The following is a 20,538-nucleotide window of genomic DNA, read 5'->3' as shown; positions in this document are numbered from 1 at the left end:
GTCGCCATCACCCTGTCGGCCGACAGCACCCTCAGGCAAGCTTACCGTATCGCGTTTCATAGTCACGCACGAGTTGCGTCAGCGCCTCGCTCAGCCGTTTCGCGGCAAAGGGGCTAAGGATGATCCGGTGCTGCAAATCCACTTCCAGTTCAGCGGGCGTAGCGCTGGGCTGGTCCCAATTCTGGTTCACACCGAAATTGAGGACCACCTCTTCACGAGTGCTGGTGGCGTTGCACATGTTGCAATAGCTGCTCTTGAGATTGGCACTGTTGAACCGAAGCTTTTGCTGGCGCGGCGCGGCCTGTCCCTTGGGCGTCGCGGTCTTTTCATTCATGTGCTTGTCTCCAGTTCGCCCGAAGGCTCTTCACCAGCGGGCGTGGCAGCCTTGCGGCGCTTGTCGCCCGTCTTTTCTCTCGGCCCATTGAGGCCGGGAATGAGAATGGGGAGGAAATCACTACCCGTGGTGCATCCACGATCATCGCCATTGTCGAGCAGGAAGCGCGAGAGCCATGTCGAGCATTGTTTATCGGCCTCCGTCATTGCGGCCATCATGCCCTGAACGGCAGGTCGCGCAGCCATGTTGATTTTCGGCGGCACGGCGGCGGCGGTCGCGACACCTGCTGGCGAGGCAAGTCCATCGCCGGGTGCTGACGCAGTGGGCGAGGGCGTGACGGGGGCAGGCGTCGCTGGTGGAGCCGATGCGGGCGATGGAGGCGTGCCAGATTCAGTCGTCGGGGCGGTAGCGCCGTCGTCAGGCTGGTCCTGCTTCTTGCCGTCCATACCCTCTTCATACCAAGCCGAATTCGTTGCGTGGATATCCTGCGCCCAGCGATCCACCGCATCGTAAAAGCCATAAGTGAGCGGCCCGAAATCAGCAGGAGGCACGACCTGCGAACGCCACAGCGGCGCGGGCTTCACCGGGGTGAATTCGATGTCCGGCAGGTGCGGGTTGGCGAACGGGCGATAGTCGCGGATATCGGCGATCAGCGAAGGCGGCGCATCGCCCCACGCCGCAAAGCCCTTGTCGATATCAAGCGCCACGCGCGTCGCCAGCCACAGGTCGGCCATGGTTTGCTGACGATCGGCATTGGTATCACCATAATAGCCGACCAGTTGCAGCGCCTGATCATCCTCGGTTGCGGAAGGCGCAGCGGCGTTGATCGCCTCGACCTTCACTTCCAGCACTTCGCTAGACCCGTAAGGGGCCGTGTCCGGCACGGTCGCATCCAGGCTGAGTATCCAGCGGTCGCCCGCAGCGATCGGCGTATCGCTGCTGACGCTGATCCGGGCCAGACGCTTGCCGCCAGCTGCAGCCTCCGTCACGAAGCCGAGGCTCGCGCCCGTAGGCAGATCGGCACCCGGCAATACACCGTCGACGCGCAACAGTGCAGGATCATACATGACCGTAAATGTCATGGTCTTGACCCCGCCCTGGCTGGCGAAGCTGACTTTCAGCCCGGCATCATCGGCGAGCGGAACATCGACATGCTCGCCCGGCCCGCGCATAAAGTCCGGCAGGCGCGCGCTACCAGCCATGGACTGGCTGAAAGTCAGGCTGGTTTGATAGGCACCGCCGATCAGGCCATCATTATTGCCGTCCAGCACCGATCCATCCGCGCTGATGAATGCGCCATCGGCGATGACCAACCCGTAGCTGCCATATTGCAGCGGCCTGCCATCTGCGCGGGTCAGCGTGAAGCCCAACCCGTCGGCCGCAAAGCCGAGGGTAAGGGCAACCGCATTGCCGCTGCTGTCGGTGAGTTGCACCGCCTTGCTGCCCGCCAGAACATCAAGCGGTTCGGAAACGCGCACGACCAGTCCGCCATCGACAAAGCCCGCCTGCGTCAACCGCAGCAGGGGCGGATCATTGACGACCAGGTTGATCGGCGAAGCCAGGAAGCTGCCATCATCATTGCGCAGGCGCGCGCTGACCAGGAAATTGCCATCGTCCGCATATATGTGGCTGGCCACGCTGGCGCTGCCTTCCACCGATGTGGGCGTTGTGCCATCGCCCCAATCGATGACCCATTCGATCGGGCTGTCGTCGCCCGGATCGCTTGAACCCAGTGCGATTGTATAGGTCTTGCCAGTCAGTGTCGTCGTCAGGCCCGATACGCTGAGGATCGGTGCGACATCGGCCACCGCGACATTGAAGCTCTGCTCGGCCAGCGCGCCATGGGGATCGGTCACGCGGACGGTAAAGACTGCATCCGCGCCGCCATCGGCAGGCAGCCAGTTCAGCACTCCGCCGCTCGTCAGCGTTGCCCCCGCTGGTCCTGACATCAGCGAGAATATCAGATCGCCAACCGCATCATCGCCATCGCTTGCAACAAGCTGCAACGACAGCGCGCTGCCTTCATTCACACTGACCGGGCCAACCGCCGCCAGCACCGGCGCGATGTTCGTCACCTCGATATTGAAGCCGGTCTCTGCAAATGCTCCCAGCGGATCGGTTACGCGAACCACGACTGGCTGGCTGCCAAGTCCGGCGGCTGTCCAGCTGAACTGGCCATCGCTCGTCACATTTGCGCCTGCCGGGCCGCTGACCAGCGAATAGACGAGCTGGGCTGCGCTATGGTTGCTGTCGGTCGCCGAAAGCGTGATCGCAACATTGCCGCCCGTCTGTACCGAGCGATCGGCAATCGGCGCGAATATAGGCGCCGGGTTGGAGACCAGGATCGCAAAGCTGCGCTCGGCAATCAGCCCGCCGGTATCAGTGACGCGCACTGTCACGGTCTGGGAGCCGGTTCCGGTCGCGACCCATCGCAATTCGCCCGTGAGTGATAGCGTTGCGCCGCTGGGGCCAGCGATCAACGTATAGGTCAGGTCCGCCGCCGCATCCTCGGTATCGCTGGCGACAAGCTGCAACGAAAGCACGCTGCCTTCATTCACACTAACCGGGCCGACATCGGACAGCACCGGCGCGACGTTCGTGACTTCGATGTTGAAGCCCGTCTCCGCCGATGCCCCCAGCGGATCGGTCACGCGAACCACGACCGGCTGGCTGCCAAGTCCGGCGGCCGTCCAGCTGAACTGGCCATCGCTCGTCACATTTGCGCCTGCCGGACCACTGACCAGCGAATAGACGAGCTGGGCTGCGCCATGGTTGCTGTCGGTGGCGGAAAGCGTGATCGCGACATTGCCGCCAGTCGATACCGAGCGATCGGCGATCGGCGCGAATATAGGCGCCGGGTTGGAGACCAGGATCGCAAAGCTGCGCTCGGCAATCAGCCCGCCCGTATCAGTGACGCGCACTGTCACGGTTTGTGAGCCGGGATTACCCGCCTGCCAGCTGAACAGGCCGCTGGCCGATATGGCCGCGCCATCAGGGCCGCTGACCAGCGAATAGGTCAGCGCTTCGGCGACGTCCTCATTGTCGCTGGCCGTGATCGGCAGGATCATGAGCTTGCCGCTTTCAACCGCGACATCGCCAAGAACAGGCAGCGTCGGTGCGGTGTTGCCGATGACCGGCACGACATTCAGGGCGAAACTCCGCTGGTCGAACGCGCCTTTGGGGTCGGTCACGCGGACCGTCACCTGACGGGAGCCGCTTCCCGTCGCTACCCATCGCAATTCGCCGGTAGGCGATAGCGTCGCGCCGCTTGGCCCAGCGATCAGCGTATAAGTCAGATCCGCCGCTGCATCATCGTCATCGCTTGCAGCCAGTTGGAGCGTGAACAGCGATCCCGCATTGACATCCCGATCCGGCAGCGCGGCAAATACAGGTGCTTCGTTGCCCGGCGCCACGACGGTGATCGCAAAACTGCGTTCGGCTGTTGCGCCGTCGCTGTCAGTGACGCGCACGGTGAAATTCTCGATGCCGGGCAGACCCGCTGTCCAGCTCAACAGGCCCGACGGGTTGACGCTGGCACCGGCTGGGCCGGAAACGAGTGCATAGGTCAGGCCCGATGCGACATCCTCTACGTCACTTCCCAGCAGATTGAGCGTGACGAAGTTGCCCTGTACCGCGCTGCGATCCTGCACGACAGCCAGTTCCGGCAGATCGTTCACCGCATTCACGGTGATGGCGACACTGGCCGACACCGGCGCGCTCAGCCCATCGGTGATGTTGTAGGTGAAGCTGTCCGCTCCCGCGAAATTCGCATCCGGGCGATAGGTCCACGCTCCGCCCGTCACGGTCGGCGGGATGAGCGTCCCGTTTGCCGGGCCGCTCAGGATCGTGATGCTCAGCAGATCGCCATCGGCGTCGCTGTCATTGGCCAGAAGATCGATGAGTATGTCCTGATCTTCATCGCCGCTGCCGCTGTCATTGGTCGCGACCGGCGCGTTATTGGCCACCGCCACGAACGCGACATTGTCGATGGTCACGCGGCTGTCGAGATCACCCATCGCAATCAGGTCGAAGGAAAGCAACGCGCCGTTGCTCCGGTCGACCCCTGCAAGCGAAACGGTCACCGTCGCGCTGCCCGTCAATGGATTGCCGGTCACGGTCACGCCGGGGGCAAGGTAGAGCGATCCATCGGCCTGCAGGTTGAGCAGGGCGTCGGAAAGGTCCAGCCCGTCCAGATCGCCCAGCAGCGACTGGCCGGTAACCGGATCAAGCAGTGCCACTTCAAACGCATCAGGCGGCAGCGCGCTGTTCGCACCCAGAACCGCAGACCGGATCTGGAAACTGATTTCCGTTGCGCCATTGGGCAGGACGAACTTCTGGTTGAGCGAGGACAGGAAACGGCTGTCCTCGGCAAGAACGCCCACTCCGCCGGAAACGACGCCGCCACCCACTGGCGACCAACCCGAAGCCGCACCGAAATCGCCATTCTGGAACGGCGCGGTCGCTGGCGTCCCCGAAGGCAGCAAGGCGAAAGGCGCAGCCGCCACGGCAGCCAACGCCGAACTGCCTGTCCCCGTCAGCGTGACGGTGCGAACGGCACCTGCGACTGGCGCTGCGACCGGCACGACCGGCAGGTCAGCCAAGCTTGGCAAGCGCCGCTCGCCCAGTCCGAGCGCTTCATTCATCACCCGGCCGACGGTCGTGGTCGGCAATTCCGACAGGCCAAGTTCATGGCCCATTTCGTGGATCAGCACGGTGAGCAGGTCGTACCGCCCCGCCGCAGCGCTGCCGTCGATGGCGATCAGCCGGCCGCCCGATGTCAGGAACTCGCTCGCTCCATTTGGCGTGATATCGACAAACCAGCCGTGCCCGGCACCGTCCGCATCGATCGTGATGACATGGCCTGAATGGACGGCCAGAGCCGCATCCTGATGGTCGGTTACGGCAAATTCCAGATCCGCCAATTTCTGTGCGTCAGCATCGCTGATCCCCGCAGCCATCCAGGCGAGCCGCGCATCGTCGACCAGGCTGGCAAGCTGTTCCAGCGTAACCGCCGGAGCGGCAGGCGTGATTGCGACACCTTCGGCCGCGACCTGCGGCGAACCGGGCATGACGCCATTCATCGCCGCGACCGTCGTGAAGCGAAGATCGTCGAGCAGATATATCTGGCTGACCGCCGTCCCCAGATCCTTGGCCGCGTTGGTGATCGCGTCGATGAATGCCGCGTCCTCCAGATCCTGCTTGTCCTCCGCGGTCGGCGCCATATTTTCATGGGTGATCGTGATCGTCGCCGAACGGCCCTTATATTCGTCGGGAACGATGACCGAAAATTCACTGGACGTGAACATCCCGGTGCCCAGATCGACCTGCCGCGCGCCCGCCTCCTGATTGGCGACCAGCGCATCGATTGTCGGCAGTCCCGCCCCTTCAAAACGCACGCGAATTTTCGCGCCGGGCTGCAACATATAGGGCTTGTACACCTTGAAGGTTAGATAGGGCTGATCCTTCGGTACATAGACGAAATTGTGGGTGATCGAATCCAGCCCCGGCAGGATCCGTCGCGTCTCCATCTTGATCGCTTCCCAGATGTCACCATCGGGCAGGAAGGAATCGATGATCTTGGTGAGGGCGGCGCTGGCCCCCATGATCAGCGAATAATTATCCTGATTGGGGAACAGTTTGTCGAAGCCGTTTTCGATCGCGTTGGAGACATAGGCCTTCAAGCGGTTCAGGCCCGCCTCATCCTTCGTATCCTCACCCAGGGACATGGTGACGCCGGTGCTTTCGACCAGCGTGTTCAGGCCGTCATTGAGCGCCTCTGTCGCCATGCCAGCGGCTTTGAACACCTTGTTGGTCGCTTTGAAATATTTGTTGACCATGTCGATCTTTTTGCCGGCATCAAAGCCCGCCCAGCCGATCACCTTTGCAGCCAGCTTCGCCTCGACAAAGCTCAACGTCGGCAGCTTGAAATTGCCGATCGTGATCTGGTTGGCAAGGCTGACCTGGCTGTCGAAAAAGTCCTCCCAAATCTTGACCAGCACCTTCTTGACCAGCGCCTGGGGATTGGTGTTGACCATGAACAGCGCCGCGACATCGATCTTGCCGATGGCATCGGCATCGGGCAGGCCAAGCAGATCGAGCTTGAACCCCTGCCCGCCATGAAATGCGAAGCCGGGAATTTCGTAAGAAATCGGGAAGCGACCGGCATCGTCGGCCAGTTCACCGGTCGCAATACGCTCCAGATGGACATTGAGCGATTCGCGGGTGCCCTGTTCGAAATTGCCGTTGAAGATGCTCTGGACGGCGGAACCTCCAGGGTTGGGTGCCTCGCTATTGTCCTTGGTGACATCGACCTCGCCACCGCTGATGATCGGCCGGAAATCCGCCCCGCCGCCTGCAGCCGAATAGAACCAGCCGGTCCCCACGCCGTCGGTGATATTGAAATGAGTCGTGGATGTCGTGTTGCCGGTGACCATCTGGTTCGCCGCACCGATGCGCACCGACATGCTGGAGCTTGTCACCTTGCCCGGATCGACAAAATACCATGGCTCCATATTCCATTGGTCGAGCGACGGCAGGCCGAACACTTTGGGGCGTATGCCATCGTCGGTGATGCGCCGATAGATATCCAGTCCCTGGAATTTGGTCATGTTTGTGTCGATCGTGCCGGCATACCATTGCCACACGCGGCTATGCGGGCCACCTGCCCCCAATCCGGCGAAATCGTCCAGATTGAACCCGGATACGCCCGGAACGACGCCGCCCAGATATCGCGAAATATCCGTCGGGCCGATATCGCGCCCGTTGGGCGTGGCCGTCGTGAAAGTCTGCGAGGCGGCATCCTGATAATAATTGTCGCTGAAGCTGATGTTCGACCACAATTTGACGTCGGGATCGAGGAAATCGCCGAACTTTACCGGATCAAGTTGCACGCCCAGCGTCTGGGCCAGATCCTGGAATTTCTGAATGCGGAACGCCATCTTGGCGGCACCCGCCGCCTCGACCATGCCCTTGCCAACACCGCCCAGGATCGCCCCCGTCGCTACCAGCGAAAGGCCACCGGAGCCTACCGCCGTGCTGACCGCACCGACAGCCGTGGCGACCGAACGCACGGCCAGCGCAAGCGATTTGAAACTGCTATAGGCCTTCGCGATGTTCAGCAGGGTATTGACCGGAATATCCAGCGAATCCTGGACGAAATCATGCGGGTCCAGCGTCGTCATGTGGATGCCGCTGGTGACCCGGCCATAATAGCCAAGGCGCTGGATGATCTCGCTATTGACCACCGTGCCGCGTGAATGGCCGATGAAATGCAGAGGCGAGCTGAGCAGCGTATTGCTCGATTCCGCGTCCAGATCCATGAGCGCGGCAAATAGCGCGTCGGCGGCAGCTTCGGAGAAGCCGGCTTCGGCATGGGCGGATTCGCGGACCCAGTCCGAAATCAGCACGACAGGCTTGCCGGCATAGGCTGCCAGCATATCACCAGTGACAACCCTGGTCGGGTTGTTCATGTCCACCCAGGTGCCCTCATTCTTGTCATAGAGCAGGACGATGCCGCCCCCGCCCAGACGCGAGATCATCTCTCCCATTTCCTGGAAAGCCGCGGGCTGGTGGAAGGAATCATTGTCGGTCCAGATGCCGTCCAGCTGGAAACCATGGGTCAGTACGGTCACGCCGTTGAACGTGCCGGCCGGCACCTTGTCAGGCAGAACGGTAAATTGCCGGAAATCGCGAATGCCAAATTCTGTCGAACGGACGCCCCAGAAATAGGTCTGGCCACCGGTCAGAACGCGCGCAAATTCAGGGTCGAACGTCAGTTCAAATTTGCCGGGAGGCAGTGCCCCATCCGACACCACTTCGCCGCTCGCCAAGACCCGCCATTTGCCCGATGCCAGGTCCAGCTTGGTAAAGATGCGGCTGGGATGCTTGTCGGAACCCTGCCAGTCGGGCTGTTGCAGCAAGCCTCTCTCGCGGATCGGATCGTCCGGCCACAGCCCGTCGCCGGGCGCGAGGGTGCTGAGATAGAAGCTGGTTTTCATCACCGATCCGGCCGGTATCAGCGTCGGATCGAATTCCCACTTGAAAGTCAGCGGCGGCGGGTTGTCGCCGTGAAGGTCCAGTTCGGTCGTCGGGGTGAGCAGATTGAGCGCCTGGATGGCATTGAGCGCCAGTCCGCGCCCATGCCGGGTGACGTCGACGGCACCCTGGCCGGTGGATTCATTATAGATATCGAATGGATAGTTGGGATTATCGATCGCTTTGTCCTGAAACTCCACGAGCAGCTTGTCGAAATCGCTGCGCTTGGCGATGTCGCGGACCTTGTTGATGTCCAGGATGACGATGTTACCGGCACCCCGGTAATTGGCGTAAAGCTTGGTGCCGGAGCTATCGACACGCAGTTCCTCCAGGAACGCGAACGGAACCGGCGTAGTCGCCCCCACCAGCCGACGGTTCGGCCCGAAGGGATCCTGGATGACCAGAATTTTGGAACCGACCCGGTAAAATTCATCGACCAGCTGCGAGTAATCCAGGTCGCGATACCAATAGAGGGTCGGCAAACCCCAATCGGCGACAAACATATATTCAAGGTCCGGCGTGACTGCGATGCCCGACGCATTATGGACGTTGAGGTCCGGCACCCGGCCGATCGAAAAGCGGCCTTCATCGGTGCTGCGCTTCTTGTCGACGCTGATGACCAGCCCGGCGATAGTGAACGGCTGTTCGAACACGCCGATTTCCTGACCCATGGTCAGGGTCGCAACCTGGGTAACGATGTGCGTTCCGGCAGGCGTGCGCTCCAGCAACTTGGCACCACGATTGCGGTCCCCGCGCGCAACGAACACCATCTTGTTGGGATCGACCGTCGGCTGGATATCGAACACCTCGATGCCCGCCGCCACCTTGTCGACAACCGTGCGCCATCCGTGGATATTGGCCTGATCCTCGGCCGGGCGTTGCTCCTCGTCGACGTTGACGACCATGATCAGGCCGGCATCGCTGTTCTGATTGTTGATCCAGGGGCGCTGACCGAACATTTCGGATACCGGCAGGCCCACATAGAGGCGGGTGCCATCGGCATTCAGTGCCATGCTGGTGATATGGCCGAACTGTTCACCCTTGCTGGTGATTTCCATGTTCAGCGTATGCTGCGGGTCGGCGACGACCTTCAGATAATTGTCCCGGCCCGGATCAATGTTGATGACATAGACCTTGCCCAGCCCGGCGGCGTAGAGATAGCCATTCTCCGTATCGACCGCGAGCGCCGTGACCACCCCGCCCTCGACCTTGATGAAATCATTGTCGCTATTGGGATTGAGATCATATTGGCGCAGCGTCAGCGTATCGATGACGGCAATACCCTTTTCGGTCGCCACAAAAGCTGCGCCCAGATCGCCGGTCACGACGATTTCCCTGACCGGCGCGCCCAGATCGATACGGGCGATCAGCTGGTCCGTAGCCTGTGTCGTTTCGAACGAGAGTTTGCGATCGATGATCTGCACGCCCTTCGCATCGCCGACAAAGGCATATCCCGCCTTATTGTCGATCTTGACGACCGCGCTTTCGACCAGTTCGGTGAAATCATTGGGTTCGCCGCTCGCCGACCCGAACGATCCGACAGCCGGGCGGACGATCGTGATATCACTGGCCCCCAGCAGGACGGTGGGCGGTGCCGTGAAGCTGAGTCGCTGTGTCCCGCCAATGCTGCCGGTTATGACTGCATCGGATATCACAACCCGCTTCGATCCGTGGGTCAGGACGACCCGGACATTGCTGGTCTTTGCGCTGATCGATCCGGCTTCACCATCGATGAAGTCAAGCCCTGTGATCGTGACGGACGTGCTGCCGTCATTGGCGACCAGCGATGCGACGCTGGAGACGATCGGTCCCTTGTCGGACTGGAAGGCCTGTGGCGGGAAATTGGCAAGGATCGTCTTGCCGTCATTCAGTTCCGCCTGCGTGAATTCAGGTGACAGGTCGATCCGGCGGACGGCGTCCTGATCCTTCGCCAGATCGGCGTAAATCTGGATCTCCTTGAGCTGCGCAAACAGCGGCAGCGCGATCGACCCGACGGCAGCGCCAGCCAGACCGAGCGCGACCGTCGCGCCAGCCAGGCCGCCAACAGCCGCAATGCCGATGGCAGGCGCGAATACCAGCGCATTGAGCGCGGTGAAGCCGACGTTCAGCCGCAGGATCGGCAACGGCTTGGCCGCGCCCGCGACCAGAACCGCGCCACGCCTGCTCAGGCCCGGAAATGGCGGCGACTTGGCCCGTGCCATGCCGTCGGCATCGATCACCCCGGAATCGATGACCGTCCAGACCGGGATAGTCTCGCCATTTGGACCAAGTGGCAAATCAACGCTGGCAAAGAACCAGACCTGATCCCCCGGATTGCCGGTTACCGGCACCGCGATCTGGACCGTGTCGTTGAATTCTGCGCCATCGACCTGAAGGTCGAATGCGCTCAGGAAGTGGAACGCATCGGTCGCGGGCATGACGATGGGCAGTTCTGCTTCCGTCAGCGTATCGATCGTGACCGTGGCATTGCCGCTCAGCGCACCCGGCCCAAAGGCGATCTGGACGCCATCGGCATTCTGCACGATGGCGCCCGCAGCGCCATTGACCGCAACATCATCCCCAACGACCGGCGGCGTGACGGACACCATCACCCGATCCTCGCTGAACCCGTTGATCACGGTGACAAAGGTCGATCCGGCACCGACCCCGCGCATCAGGCCGTTTTCATCGACGGTCACGATCGCGCTGTCGGCGGATACATAGACCGTCCCTGCCGCCGCGCCGTTTGCGAAGGTTTCCTCCGTTGGATCAAGGCTGGTGATAATGGCGCGTGAACCGCCGTTGGGCAGCAAGGTGACGCTGTCGGGATAGGCGTTGATCCCGTAAATCTGCGTCATCAACTCATGCACGCTATCGGGTTCGCCCACCGTCAGCGACGTAGCCGCCGCGATATTGCCGCGTGAGACCTTCAGATAGGTCGACCCCTGAGCCAGAGCCAATAATGTCCCGTCCGTGCCCAAACGGACGATGTCGGGATGGCCGACGCTCGCCGTCACATAGGAATAGGGCAGCGCAACATCGGCCTGATCGGCAAATTGACCGATAAGGCCCACGCCGCCACTTTCGCCTGGTGCCGCAAAGGCGGGCTGACGCAGCGCGAAATTCAAGGACAGCAAGGCGGCATCGGAAACGTTGATGTCGATGACGCCTTCGGCCGAACTGCCAAAGCCGTCATCGGCCGAAAAGCGGATCGACGCCGCGCCCGAATAGCCGGCGGTCGGGGTGAACAGGACGCCACGCCCGTCGGCGGCCAGGGCAGCCGCTCCGCCTGTCGCCCCGACGATACGGAAATAGAGACGGTCGCCATCCGGGTCGGTCGCCAGCTTGGTCAGATCGACATAACGCTGCAAGTCGACATGGGTTTTTTCCAGCGGAATCGTGGCGGCGATCGCCGGCGACTGGTTTGCACGGAAACCATAGTTGGCAGCCACGATCTGATTGTCGATCGCGTCCGTCACGCCATCGCCACTGACATCCGATCCGGCGAGCGCGGCCACAACGGCGGCGCTGTCCAGCCCATCGACCTTCGCATCGCCGTTTATATCGCCCGCGGCGCGCATCTCGAAGGAATAGGCACCACTGCCAGACATTCGCAACTCGTGCAGACCCGATGTGGACAGCGCGAACAGGGTCACAAGCTTGCCGCCAGCCTGGGCGCTCGCCAGAGGGGGCAGCCCTGCGATCTGGGGCGTTACCGTTCCTGTGGTCTCTACCCTAAGGATAACGAATGTGTTGGGCAGCCCCTCCAATTCGCTTTCGCGCAGGGTGAACGCGAAACTTTCCGCGCCGCCTGCGCCAAGATTGCCCGATACCGTCTGGCCGGTGAAGGTCGCCGGGGTCGCCAGATCCGCGACAATCGCTTCCGTCACCACGGCGCCGTCGCCATTATTGACGATCCGTTTGCCTGCACCCGATGAAGGCACCTCAAGCGCCAGCCGGCCATCGACATAGCCATAGCGGATGCCAGCCCCGGTCACGAGATCGCGCAATGCAGTCAGCTGGTTATCCTCGTCCCAGCTATAGATGCTTGCCTTGCCTGTTGCATCGGTGACCTGGGTAACATTGCCCCGCGCATCATGCAGGAAGCGCAGCGCATCGCCGCCCAGCGCGGTGACGCCGCTGTCGCCGATCAGCAGCTTGCCCTCGGCCATTTGAATTTCGACCGTGCCGCGCTGGCTGTCGAGAATGTAGATCGTGCCGTCAGGCGCACGCAGGGCATAGTCACGGTCGCCGAACACCGGCGAACCAGGATTATAGGCCGCACCGCTATCCACATCGTAGAATTTGCCGCCAATCTTGCGAAGCTGGACATCGATCGAGCTGAACTGCCAGCCATGTGTGCCATCAGCCGTCCAGGCGGGGCGGTAGAAGGTCTGCCCGCCGATGACCTCCTCAACGGGGCTGAAGGTGAAGCCCGCTCTTTCACCCGTGGGCAAGGTGAGGAACAATCGCGTGCCAATCTCGAACGCGGGCAACGCGCCGCCTGCGTTGGGCTGGCTGCCGACGCTGGTGACGATATCAGCGTCAAGACCAAGGAACGTCCATTTGCCCGTGATGCTGTCATAGGCCCTGACCAGATCGAACGGCACGCCGCCCAGCACGGTCGAGATATCGACATGCTGCGTGGTATAGCGGGACGTCTTGTCCGCGCCCGTGCGCAGTTCGATCGTGGCGCTGTCCACGCTGGTCCGGCCGGAAATGTCGGTGGCGGTGAGCCGCAGGCGATAGAATCCGTCGGCCAGGGTGCGCCCGTCCAGCGTCGCGAGCGTACCAGCAAGGTTGGTGCCGCCTTCGCCCAGCAGGGTGACATCACCCTGCCCGTCGATCAATTGCAGCGTCCAGCCGTCGAGATTGCTGTCGTCGATGGTCCCGGTGATCGCCAGGGTCGAAGTGACGATAGCGTCGTCAATGGCCCCGTCGAACAGCGCGCTCGGCGCATTCTTGTCCAGCGGGTCGCGCACTTTAAGGATTTGCGTAATCGTCTTTTCGCCACCGTCGGCATCCCCCGCAGTGACGGTGAAGCTATATTTGCCTGGCGAACCGGCCACCACCGTTGCCCGCCCGTTCGCATCAAGCAGCACCTCCTGGCCGTCGAGCAGAACGCGCAGGGATGTGATGTCCGCCAGGCTGTCGGCCACGGCGTGGATCAGCACATTTTGGCCCGGCGCAGCCGGGAAGCTGGGCGTCAGCTCCAGGCGGACGACTGGCGGCACAGGATCGATCGTCGCGCGCAGCAATATCGTCTGGCGCACCTTTGCCCGTCCGTCATCGGCAATCAGGGTGACGGCATAATCGCCCGCCTGACCGGGACCAGGGGTCCAGACAAATTCGCCGGTAACAGCATCGAAGCTCGCACCTTCCGGCAAATCCTCGGCGGAAAATGTCAGGACATCCTCGCTGTCGGGGTCGCTTGCCCGGACGGTGAAACGCTTTTCCTCGCCAATCAGGAAGGCGTGATACCCCTCGTCCAGCACCGGCAGACGATTGACGTTGGCCACCCGGACCATGACGTCGATGCTATCCACCGCGCCCAGCGGGTCGGTTGCGGTAAAGCGCAGGATATGATCCCCGGCCTGCGCATAGCCCGGCGTCCACTGGATCTCGCCGCGCGCAGGGATGAACAACATCCCTTCGGGCAAGCCGTTGGGGGCCTGATAGATGACGGGGTCGGCATCGGGATCGCCCGCGATGATGCGGAACACCATCGGCGCGCCCTCCCGCGCCAGTTGCAGGCCCATCGGCACGAACACCGGTGCCTGATTGGCATTGGCGACGGTCAATATGATCGTTTCGCTGCTGCTGGAATGGCCGTCGCTGACGGAGAAGGTGACGCTATATTCGCCGCTGGAATTGAGCGGCGGGGTCCAGACAAATGCGCCGGTTACAGGATCGAGCGAAGCCGTCTCCGGCGCGCCGCTCATCGTGAAGGTCAACCGGTCATTGTCCGCGTCAGCCCCTGCCAGGGTGAACGCAAGGGCTTCGCCTTCCGTAATACTATGATTGCCCACCGGGGCCAGTTGCGGCGCGGCATTTGTGGCGCGCACGACCACCTTGAACGATGCGGTGTCGCTCACGGGCGTGACGACGCCGCTGCCCGAATCCGTCACCGTCACCAGAGCATCATGGCTGCCGGCTTGCGCCACTGTTGGCGTCCATTCGATCAGCGCCTTGCCGTAAATGCTGGTGGGCGTGATCGTGGCTCCGGGCAGCCCGGCAACCGCATAGGTCAGTGCGTCCTGATCCATGTCGGTGACATTGACGACCACCTTCATGGTCTCGCCGATCACCGCCACGACATCGCCGACATAGCCGATTTCCGGCGCCTCGTTCGGGCTGGTCACCTTGATAGTGAAGGCATAGCCGCCGCCGAGCGGCTCGCCCGATCCGTCCCCGTCGTCGGTCGCGGTGACGATGACGACATGGTCCCCGCGCGCATTGGCGCCGGGCGCGACGCGGATCTTGCCGGTCCCGTCGCCATTATCGACGAAGGTGATGAAATTGGGCAGCGGACGGAACGGGCTTTCGTTGCGCAGAGCCAACACCAGCGGATTGCCATCCGCGTCGCTCGCGCTGACGGGAATTTCCAGGACCGCATCCTTGGCAACCGTCACATTCTCAATGGGACTGACCACCGGACGGCGGTTCTGGTTGAACACGCTGATCGGAACGATGATGTCCGTCGTTAGCGGAACGCCCGTCCCGTCGCCATTATCGGTCGCACGGAAATGCACGACATGGTCGCCAGCCTGCGCATTGGTCGGCGTCCAGGTGAAATCATAGGTGTCGGGATCAAATGTGGCGCCGGGCGGGATGTCGCCGATCAACTCGACGGTTACGGTCCGCGACGTCTCGCTGGTTTCAACCGCCTCCCCATTTTCGCCGTTGCGCAGAGCGGGCGTATAATATGGGTTGTCGGGATCGAAGGCGAATACGTTGAAGGCAAGCTGCTGGCCTTCGAGTATCTGCCACCCCTCAAGCTGGTCGAACACCGGGGCGGCATTGGCATTGCCGACGGTGATCTTTGTGACGAACCGCACCAGCGTTTCACCATCAGTGACGAAGAAGGCGATGTCATAGACACCGTTCTGGATATAGTTGGGCGTCCAGGTAAATTCGCCGGTCGTCGGGTTCAGCGTCGCGCCAAAGGGAAGGGTTTCCGCGCCATAGGACAGTTCGCGATCGCTGCGCGAGCTGGCATTGATCCGAAAATTGACGAGATCGCCTTCGCGCGCAATCCTGTCGGCAACAGGCACCACCTGTGGCGGCTCGTTCCGTTCGGCAACGAACAGGGTGACAACCACCTCGTCACGGGACAGGCCATCGGTGACGAAGAAGCGGACATCATAGGTTCCCGCCGATTCATAGCCCGGCAACCAGGAGAAGGCCCGCGTCGCAGGATCGAATGTCGCCCCGGCAGGCAGCCCGTCCGCCCAATAGGTCAGCGGCTGCGATTCAGGATCGACCGCGACCAGCTCGAACTCGAACAACTGCCCTTCCCCGCTCGACACGGCGGAAAGCGACGATGTGAATTCCGGCGCACGATTGCCCCCGGCGATCGCCAGCACGAAACGCTGGAGCGAGACGGCACCGCGTGCATCGAACGCCTCTATCACCACCGGGGTGATTGATGCAGTACCGGCGGGCGGCGTCCATTGCAGCAGGCCGGTCGTCGCGTCGATCGTCATGCCCGCAGGCGCGGTGAGCAATCCGAAGGATACCGGCTGCCCTTCGGCATCGTTCGCTACAACTTGATAGCTGAGCGGCGTGCCGACTGTCGCCGATTGCGGGGGCACACTGACGAAGGACGGCGCGGTGTTGGGGACGGCATTCGCAACGATGCCGGTCACGAAATCAAGCCGGCGATTGGCCGAAGTCGTGATCGAAACCGTGCGGCCGGACGTGCTTTCGCCTGCCTCCAATATCCCATCAGGCGGCAACGCACCGGACAGGTCGATCAGGAAGCGTCCGTCGTCAGTCTGGCCGGTCGCGCCCAGCGGAACGCCGGGGAAACCGCCCAGCGGGTCGATCGTCAGCAAGGCAGGCAGGGTGATCGGCCCGTCAGTCTTGTTGGTAATCGTCACCTTGTAGGAGATGGTGCCCGTCTCACGGTCCAGCCGGGTATCTTCGAACAATATATCGACAAGGGTCGAGATATCCTCGAACGCTGCAAATCCGGTCTGATAGTTGACGCCCATGCGTTGGCCGTTCGCCGATGTCAGCGGTGCGCCGATGGTCAGCGTGTAATCGCCCGCTGGGATATTGCCGACGTTGAGATAAGCGGTCCGGCTGGCCGCATCATAGGTGACGGCGCGGATTTGCTGCGCGCCCAGCGTGGCGTGATTAAGCGTGTAATATTCGGCATTGGTCACCGATCCGGCCTGACTGGCCGATCCGGCGAACATGTCCTGATCGAACGTGACCGACAGGAAGGCCTGCGGCAGTGCGATCTGCGCGCCGGGAGACGGATTTGTAGCGACGACGACGGGCGCAGTGGCAGGCGCGATGATGTCGACCTGGTTGCTCTGGCTGACCAGCACACGGCCATCGCTGGTCGTGATGACGACATCGCCGCGCGATCCGCCCTTGGCCACGTCGATCCGCCGCAAAGTCGCGCTATCCACCATGGTCAGTGCGCCGCCGGGTTCCGCGAGACCCGCATCATCGACAGTTCCAGCGGTGTGCGTGACGAACAGCAATCCGTCGAGCCGCGTCCCTGCCTGGCCAAAAGCCAGCGAATCGGCTGGCGCGTCGAAGGTGAGCATGGTTTCCGCGCGCGCGCGATCCGTGAAACGCACGACCTGCTTGCGGTCCGGCCATGTCACCGCCCACAATGCACCATCATTGTCGAAAGCCAGACTGCCGACGCGCAGATTTTCGTCCCTGCTCCACTGGGTGAAGCTGCCATCGTCGGGGTTGAAGATCGAAATGCCGCTGTTCGTCGACACATAGATATTGCCGTTGGTCGGATGCACCGCCAGCGCAATGGTGACGCCATCGCCGAACCGGTCGAGAATCGCCCCGGTCTGCGGATCGAGCCTCAGCAGCGGCCCGCCGCCCGTGGTCGCCCACAGCCCGCCGTCTGCATCGAAGGCCATGTTGAAAATGGCCGTGTCCAGCTCGGCAAACGGTGTTGCCGCTGCGCCGCCTTGCCCACTGAATTTCCAGATCGTGCCGCGATTGGTGCCGCCGGAAACCAGGAAGTCGCCCTCCGGTGTCTCGACAATCGCCATCGGGCCGATTTCGGTCGTGCTGCGCGTGATGCCGGTGGCGAAAGCGCGGGCGACAAAGGGGCTTAGGACGGAATCAAATTCGCTCGGCGCGCTCAGCGGAGCCGCGGCGGGGACCAGCGCTTCGGCCTGCGTGAAAAGCGCGTTGGTCGAAGGCTCCGGCGTGGGTGCGGGTGGCTGCCCGAAATTGGGTGCCGTCGTGTCGGGTACAGTGGGCACACCGCCCAGATTGACGCTGGACCCGTCCGAAATGGCGTTGACGCCGGGCTTTGGCACTTCGCGATTGCCCGCAATATCGGTCGCCAGTGCCAGGAATTCATAACTTTTGCCGGCCTCGCCCTCAAAGACGAGCGCACCGCTGACATCGGGCAACATCCGCTGCCAGATTTTGAAATCGCCACCATTTTCAGCGGCATAAAGCGTCACATGCTTGACGCCGGAACCCCCGACATCGTCCAGAACGCGCCAGTTGACCTCGAAATTGGCTGTCGTGCCCACTCTTTTGGCGGTGAGCGTGCTGGTCGGCGCGGCGGCGTCGATCATTTGGCTCAGGACAATAGTGTCTTCGGGTGCGAAGCCATCCATCAGCACCCGTGCGGACGCGGAAATGCGCTCACCGGTCGCCACATCGTCCGCAGGGACGATGGTATAGCTGACAAAGCCCGCGCCCGTGCCGCTGGCATCATTGGGGGCCAGCAGACCGCGGGTCGCGTCCTGCAGGACTTCGCCTGTCAGCGGGTCGATCGCCTGGATGAGCCAGCTGGCGCTTGCCGGTTGCTGGAACAGGTCCAGCACTGCGCTCACCCGCAGGATGAACCCGCGGGTAGCGGTAAAGTCGATCTCGGCGTCGAAACTGGTGCGGCCATCCGGCACGTCGATATTGATATCGCCGATCTTGATGTCGCCAAGGCGGAAGCTGCGCGGATCGAGATCGGGGTCGAGCGTGGTCACGACCTGGATTTCATTCGTATAACGCGCCGAACCCGCCGCATTTTCGAAGCTGACCGTATAGGGCAGCTCCGCCGCGCCCGGCAGCCAGCCCTGCGTATCCAGCGTCTGCGGACCAGTGATCGATGCCAGCCGGTTGACCTGACCCTCGCTGGCGAAGAAGCGCGAGAAATCCAGCTGGGCAAATTCCTGCCCATCCACCGGCTCCGGCCCGTTGATCTGGAAATCAGCGGGCAACCCTGCACCGCGCTGGTCGAACGGCACCCATGGCACGAAAATACGGAACGCTTCGAAATGGGTGGGCGTGGACAGGCCCAGATCATAGTCCGCCCGCACCGGGAGCGCCGGAACCGGTATCTCGCCATCATATTTGTCGCTATGGCGCGGGTCCATATATTCGATGGCCGCCATCAGCCCGTCCTGATGCCCGTAATAGGCGCGGACCTGATCGAAGAAGGCGAGCAGATCGCCCGTGGAGCGGACCGCAGAGCCGCCGGGGCCGAACAATATGCCCGATGCCAGCGTCGTCATCAGGCTGACAATATGCTGTTTCGTCCGAATGGGCGGAACGTCCTGCTCGTCGCGCAGCAGACCGGCCTGCTCCAGCGCGGCGAGATAGAGGTCGGTCCACTGCCCTTCATCGGCGGCCAGCGCCAGCAAGGGTGCGGGCGCATCATTCGCCTCAAGGATCGCGGTGCGCAGATCGCGCGCCTCCTTCGACTGGAAGTCGACAAATTCGGCCCGCGTCATCGTCGTGGCCGCCGCGACAATATGGAAGCGGAACGGGATGAACGGGATTTCATCCTTGCTCGGAACGGCGCTATTCTGCTGATAAAGGCCGACGAAATCGAGCTGATCGAGCGTGCTGCGCGCGGCAGGCATGATCTCGCTCACCTTGTCCTTGACCGCTTCCCACCAGTCGCCAAGGCCACCCTCGCCACCGTCCAGGATCGGCGCGAGATCGGGGAACAGGCTGTTCATCCTGTCCTGAAATGCGCTGAAGGCACGATCCGCCATTTCCTTAAGGCCGGGATAGGTGCGGATGTTGACGGTGAAGCCGCCAAAGCCGTCAGCCGGCTGGTCGAACAGGAAGCCCGATGTCAGCAATTGCCCGTTGGTATTGGTGATCGATTCCAGGTTGATGAAGGGGACATTGGCATTGTCGCTACCCTCTGTGCCCTCTGGAATACCACGCACATTGGTGAAGAATTCCAGGAATTTGAGGCCATAGACATATTGGTTGTAATTGAGTTCCGGCACGCCGACCTGGAAAAAGGTGTAGGGCGCATCGAGGTTGGAAATATTCTGGAGCGCGATCGAATAGGTCGCCTGATCGCCCGCCAGTATGACACGCGGCCCACCCACGCCAATCGTGACTTCAGGTTCGATCCCACGCTCGATCAGGAAACGATAGGGTTCGACCGTTTCGGCACCATCAGGATTGGTAACCTTCAGATCGTATAGGCCATGCGGCGCGTCGGTAAAATCGAACGTCGCGATGATCGTGCTGCTGTCGACCACTTCCCAAGCGACCGGCTCAAACTCGGCAATGCCCGGTCGGGACAGCTTCAGGATCGCATTCTCGTGGAAGCGCGCGCCCTTGATCGTCGTGGTGACATAGCGGCTGTCGCCACCGGTATCGGTGTCTATGCTGGTGATCACCATCGGCATCAGATCGGCGATCAGCCGTACCGTACTGCCTTCGTCCGGGCCGCTATAGCCGCGCACCATCACATAATAGACGCCCGGTTCCGTATCCGGCACGATCGCGGTGAGTTCCTGCGCCAGAGGCCCGGTATAGGTCGCGTCGAACAGTGCGGAGGTCGGCACATCATCATGCCGCAGGAACACCTCGTTGATTGCACGCTCATCGTCGGACGCCACGCGCAGCCGCAGCGTCTGTTCTGCCGGCACGACGATGCGATAAAGCCGCTCCTGCCCCGGCTTGAGATTGGCCGATAGCGGGATTCCGAGCGTCAGCGTCTCGATCGAGAT

2 protein-coding genes (1 of these 2 cut by a window edge) are annotated in these 20,538 nt (G+C 62.1%); both read right to left on the bottom strand.

Annotation, left to right across the window (positions count from 1 at the left end):
• Positions 1-31 precede the first annotated feature (31 nt).
• A complete protein-coding gene (locus KRZ98_RS20620; RefSeq protein ID WP_217675113.1) occupies positions 32-334 on the bottom strand; it encodes a DUF3467 domain-containing protein in 303 nt (100 codons plus the stop codon).
• A protein-coding gene (locus KRZ98_RS20615; RefSeq protein WP_254798738.1) for a putative Ig domain-containing protein crosses the window boundary here: on the bottom strand, positions 331-20,538 show its 3' portion. The gene runs 16,923 nt beyond the window's last position; only the last 20,208 of its 37,131 coding nucleotides appear in the window; the start codon falls outside the window, past its right edge — the gene reads right to left on this strand; it ends in the stop codon at positions 331-333. The genes KRZ98_RS20620 and KRZ98_RS20615 overlap by 4 nt, the downstream gene beginning before the upstream one ends.

It is taken from the genome of Sphingobium sp. AS12 (assembly GCF_019097845.1).
In the GTDB taxonomy this organism is placed as follows: Bacteria; Pseudomonadota; Alphaproteobacteria; order Sphingomonadales; family Sphingomonadaceae; genus Sphingobium.
Note: the sequence above shows the minus strand (reverse complement) of the source record. Positions and strands in the feature narration are given on the sequence as shown.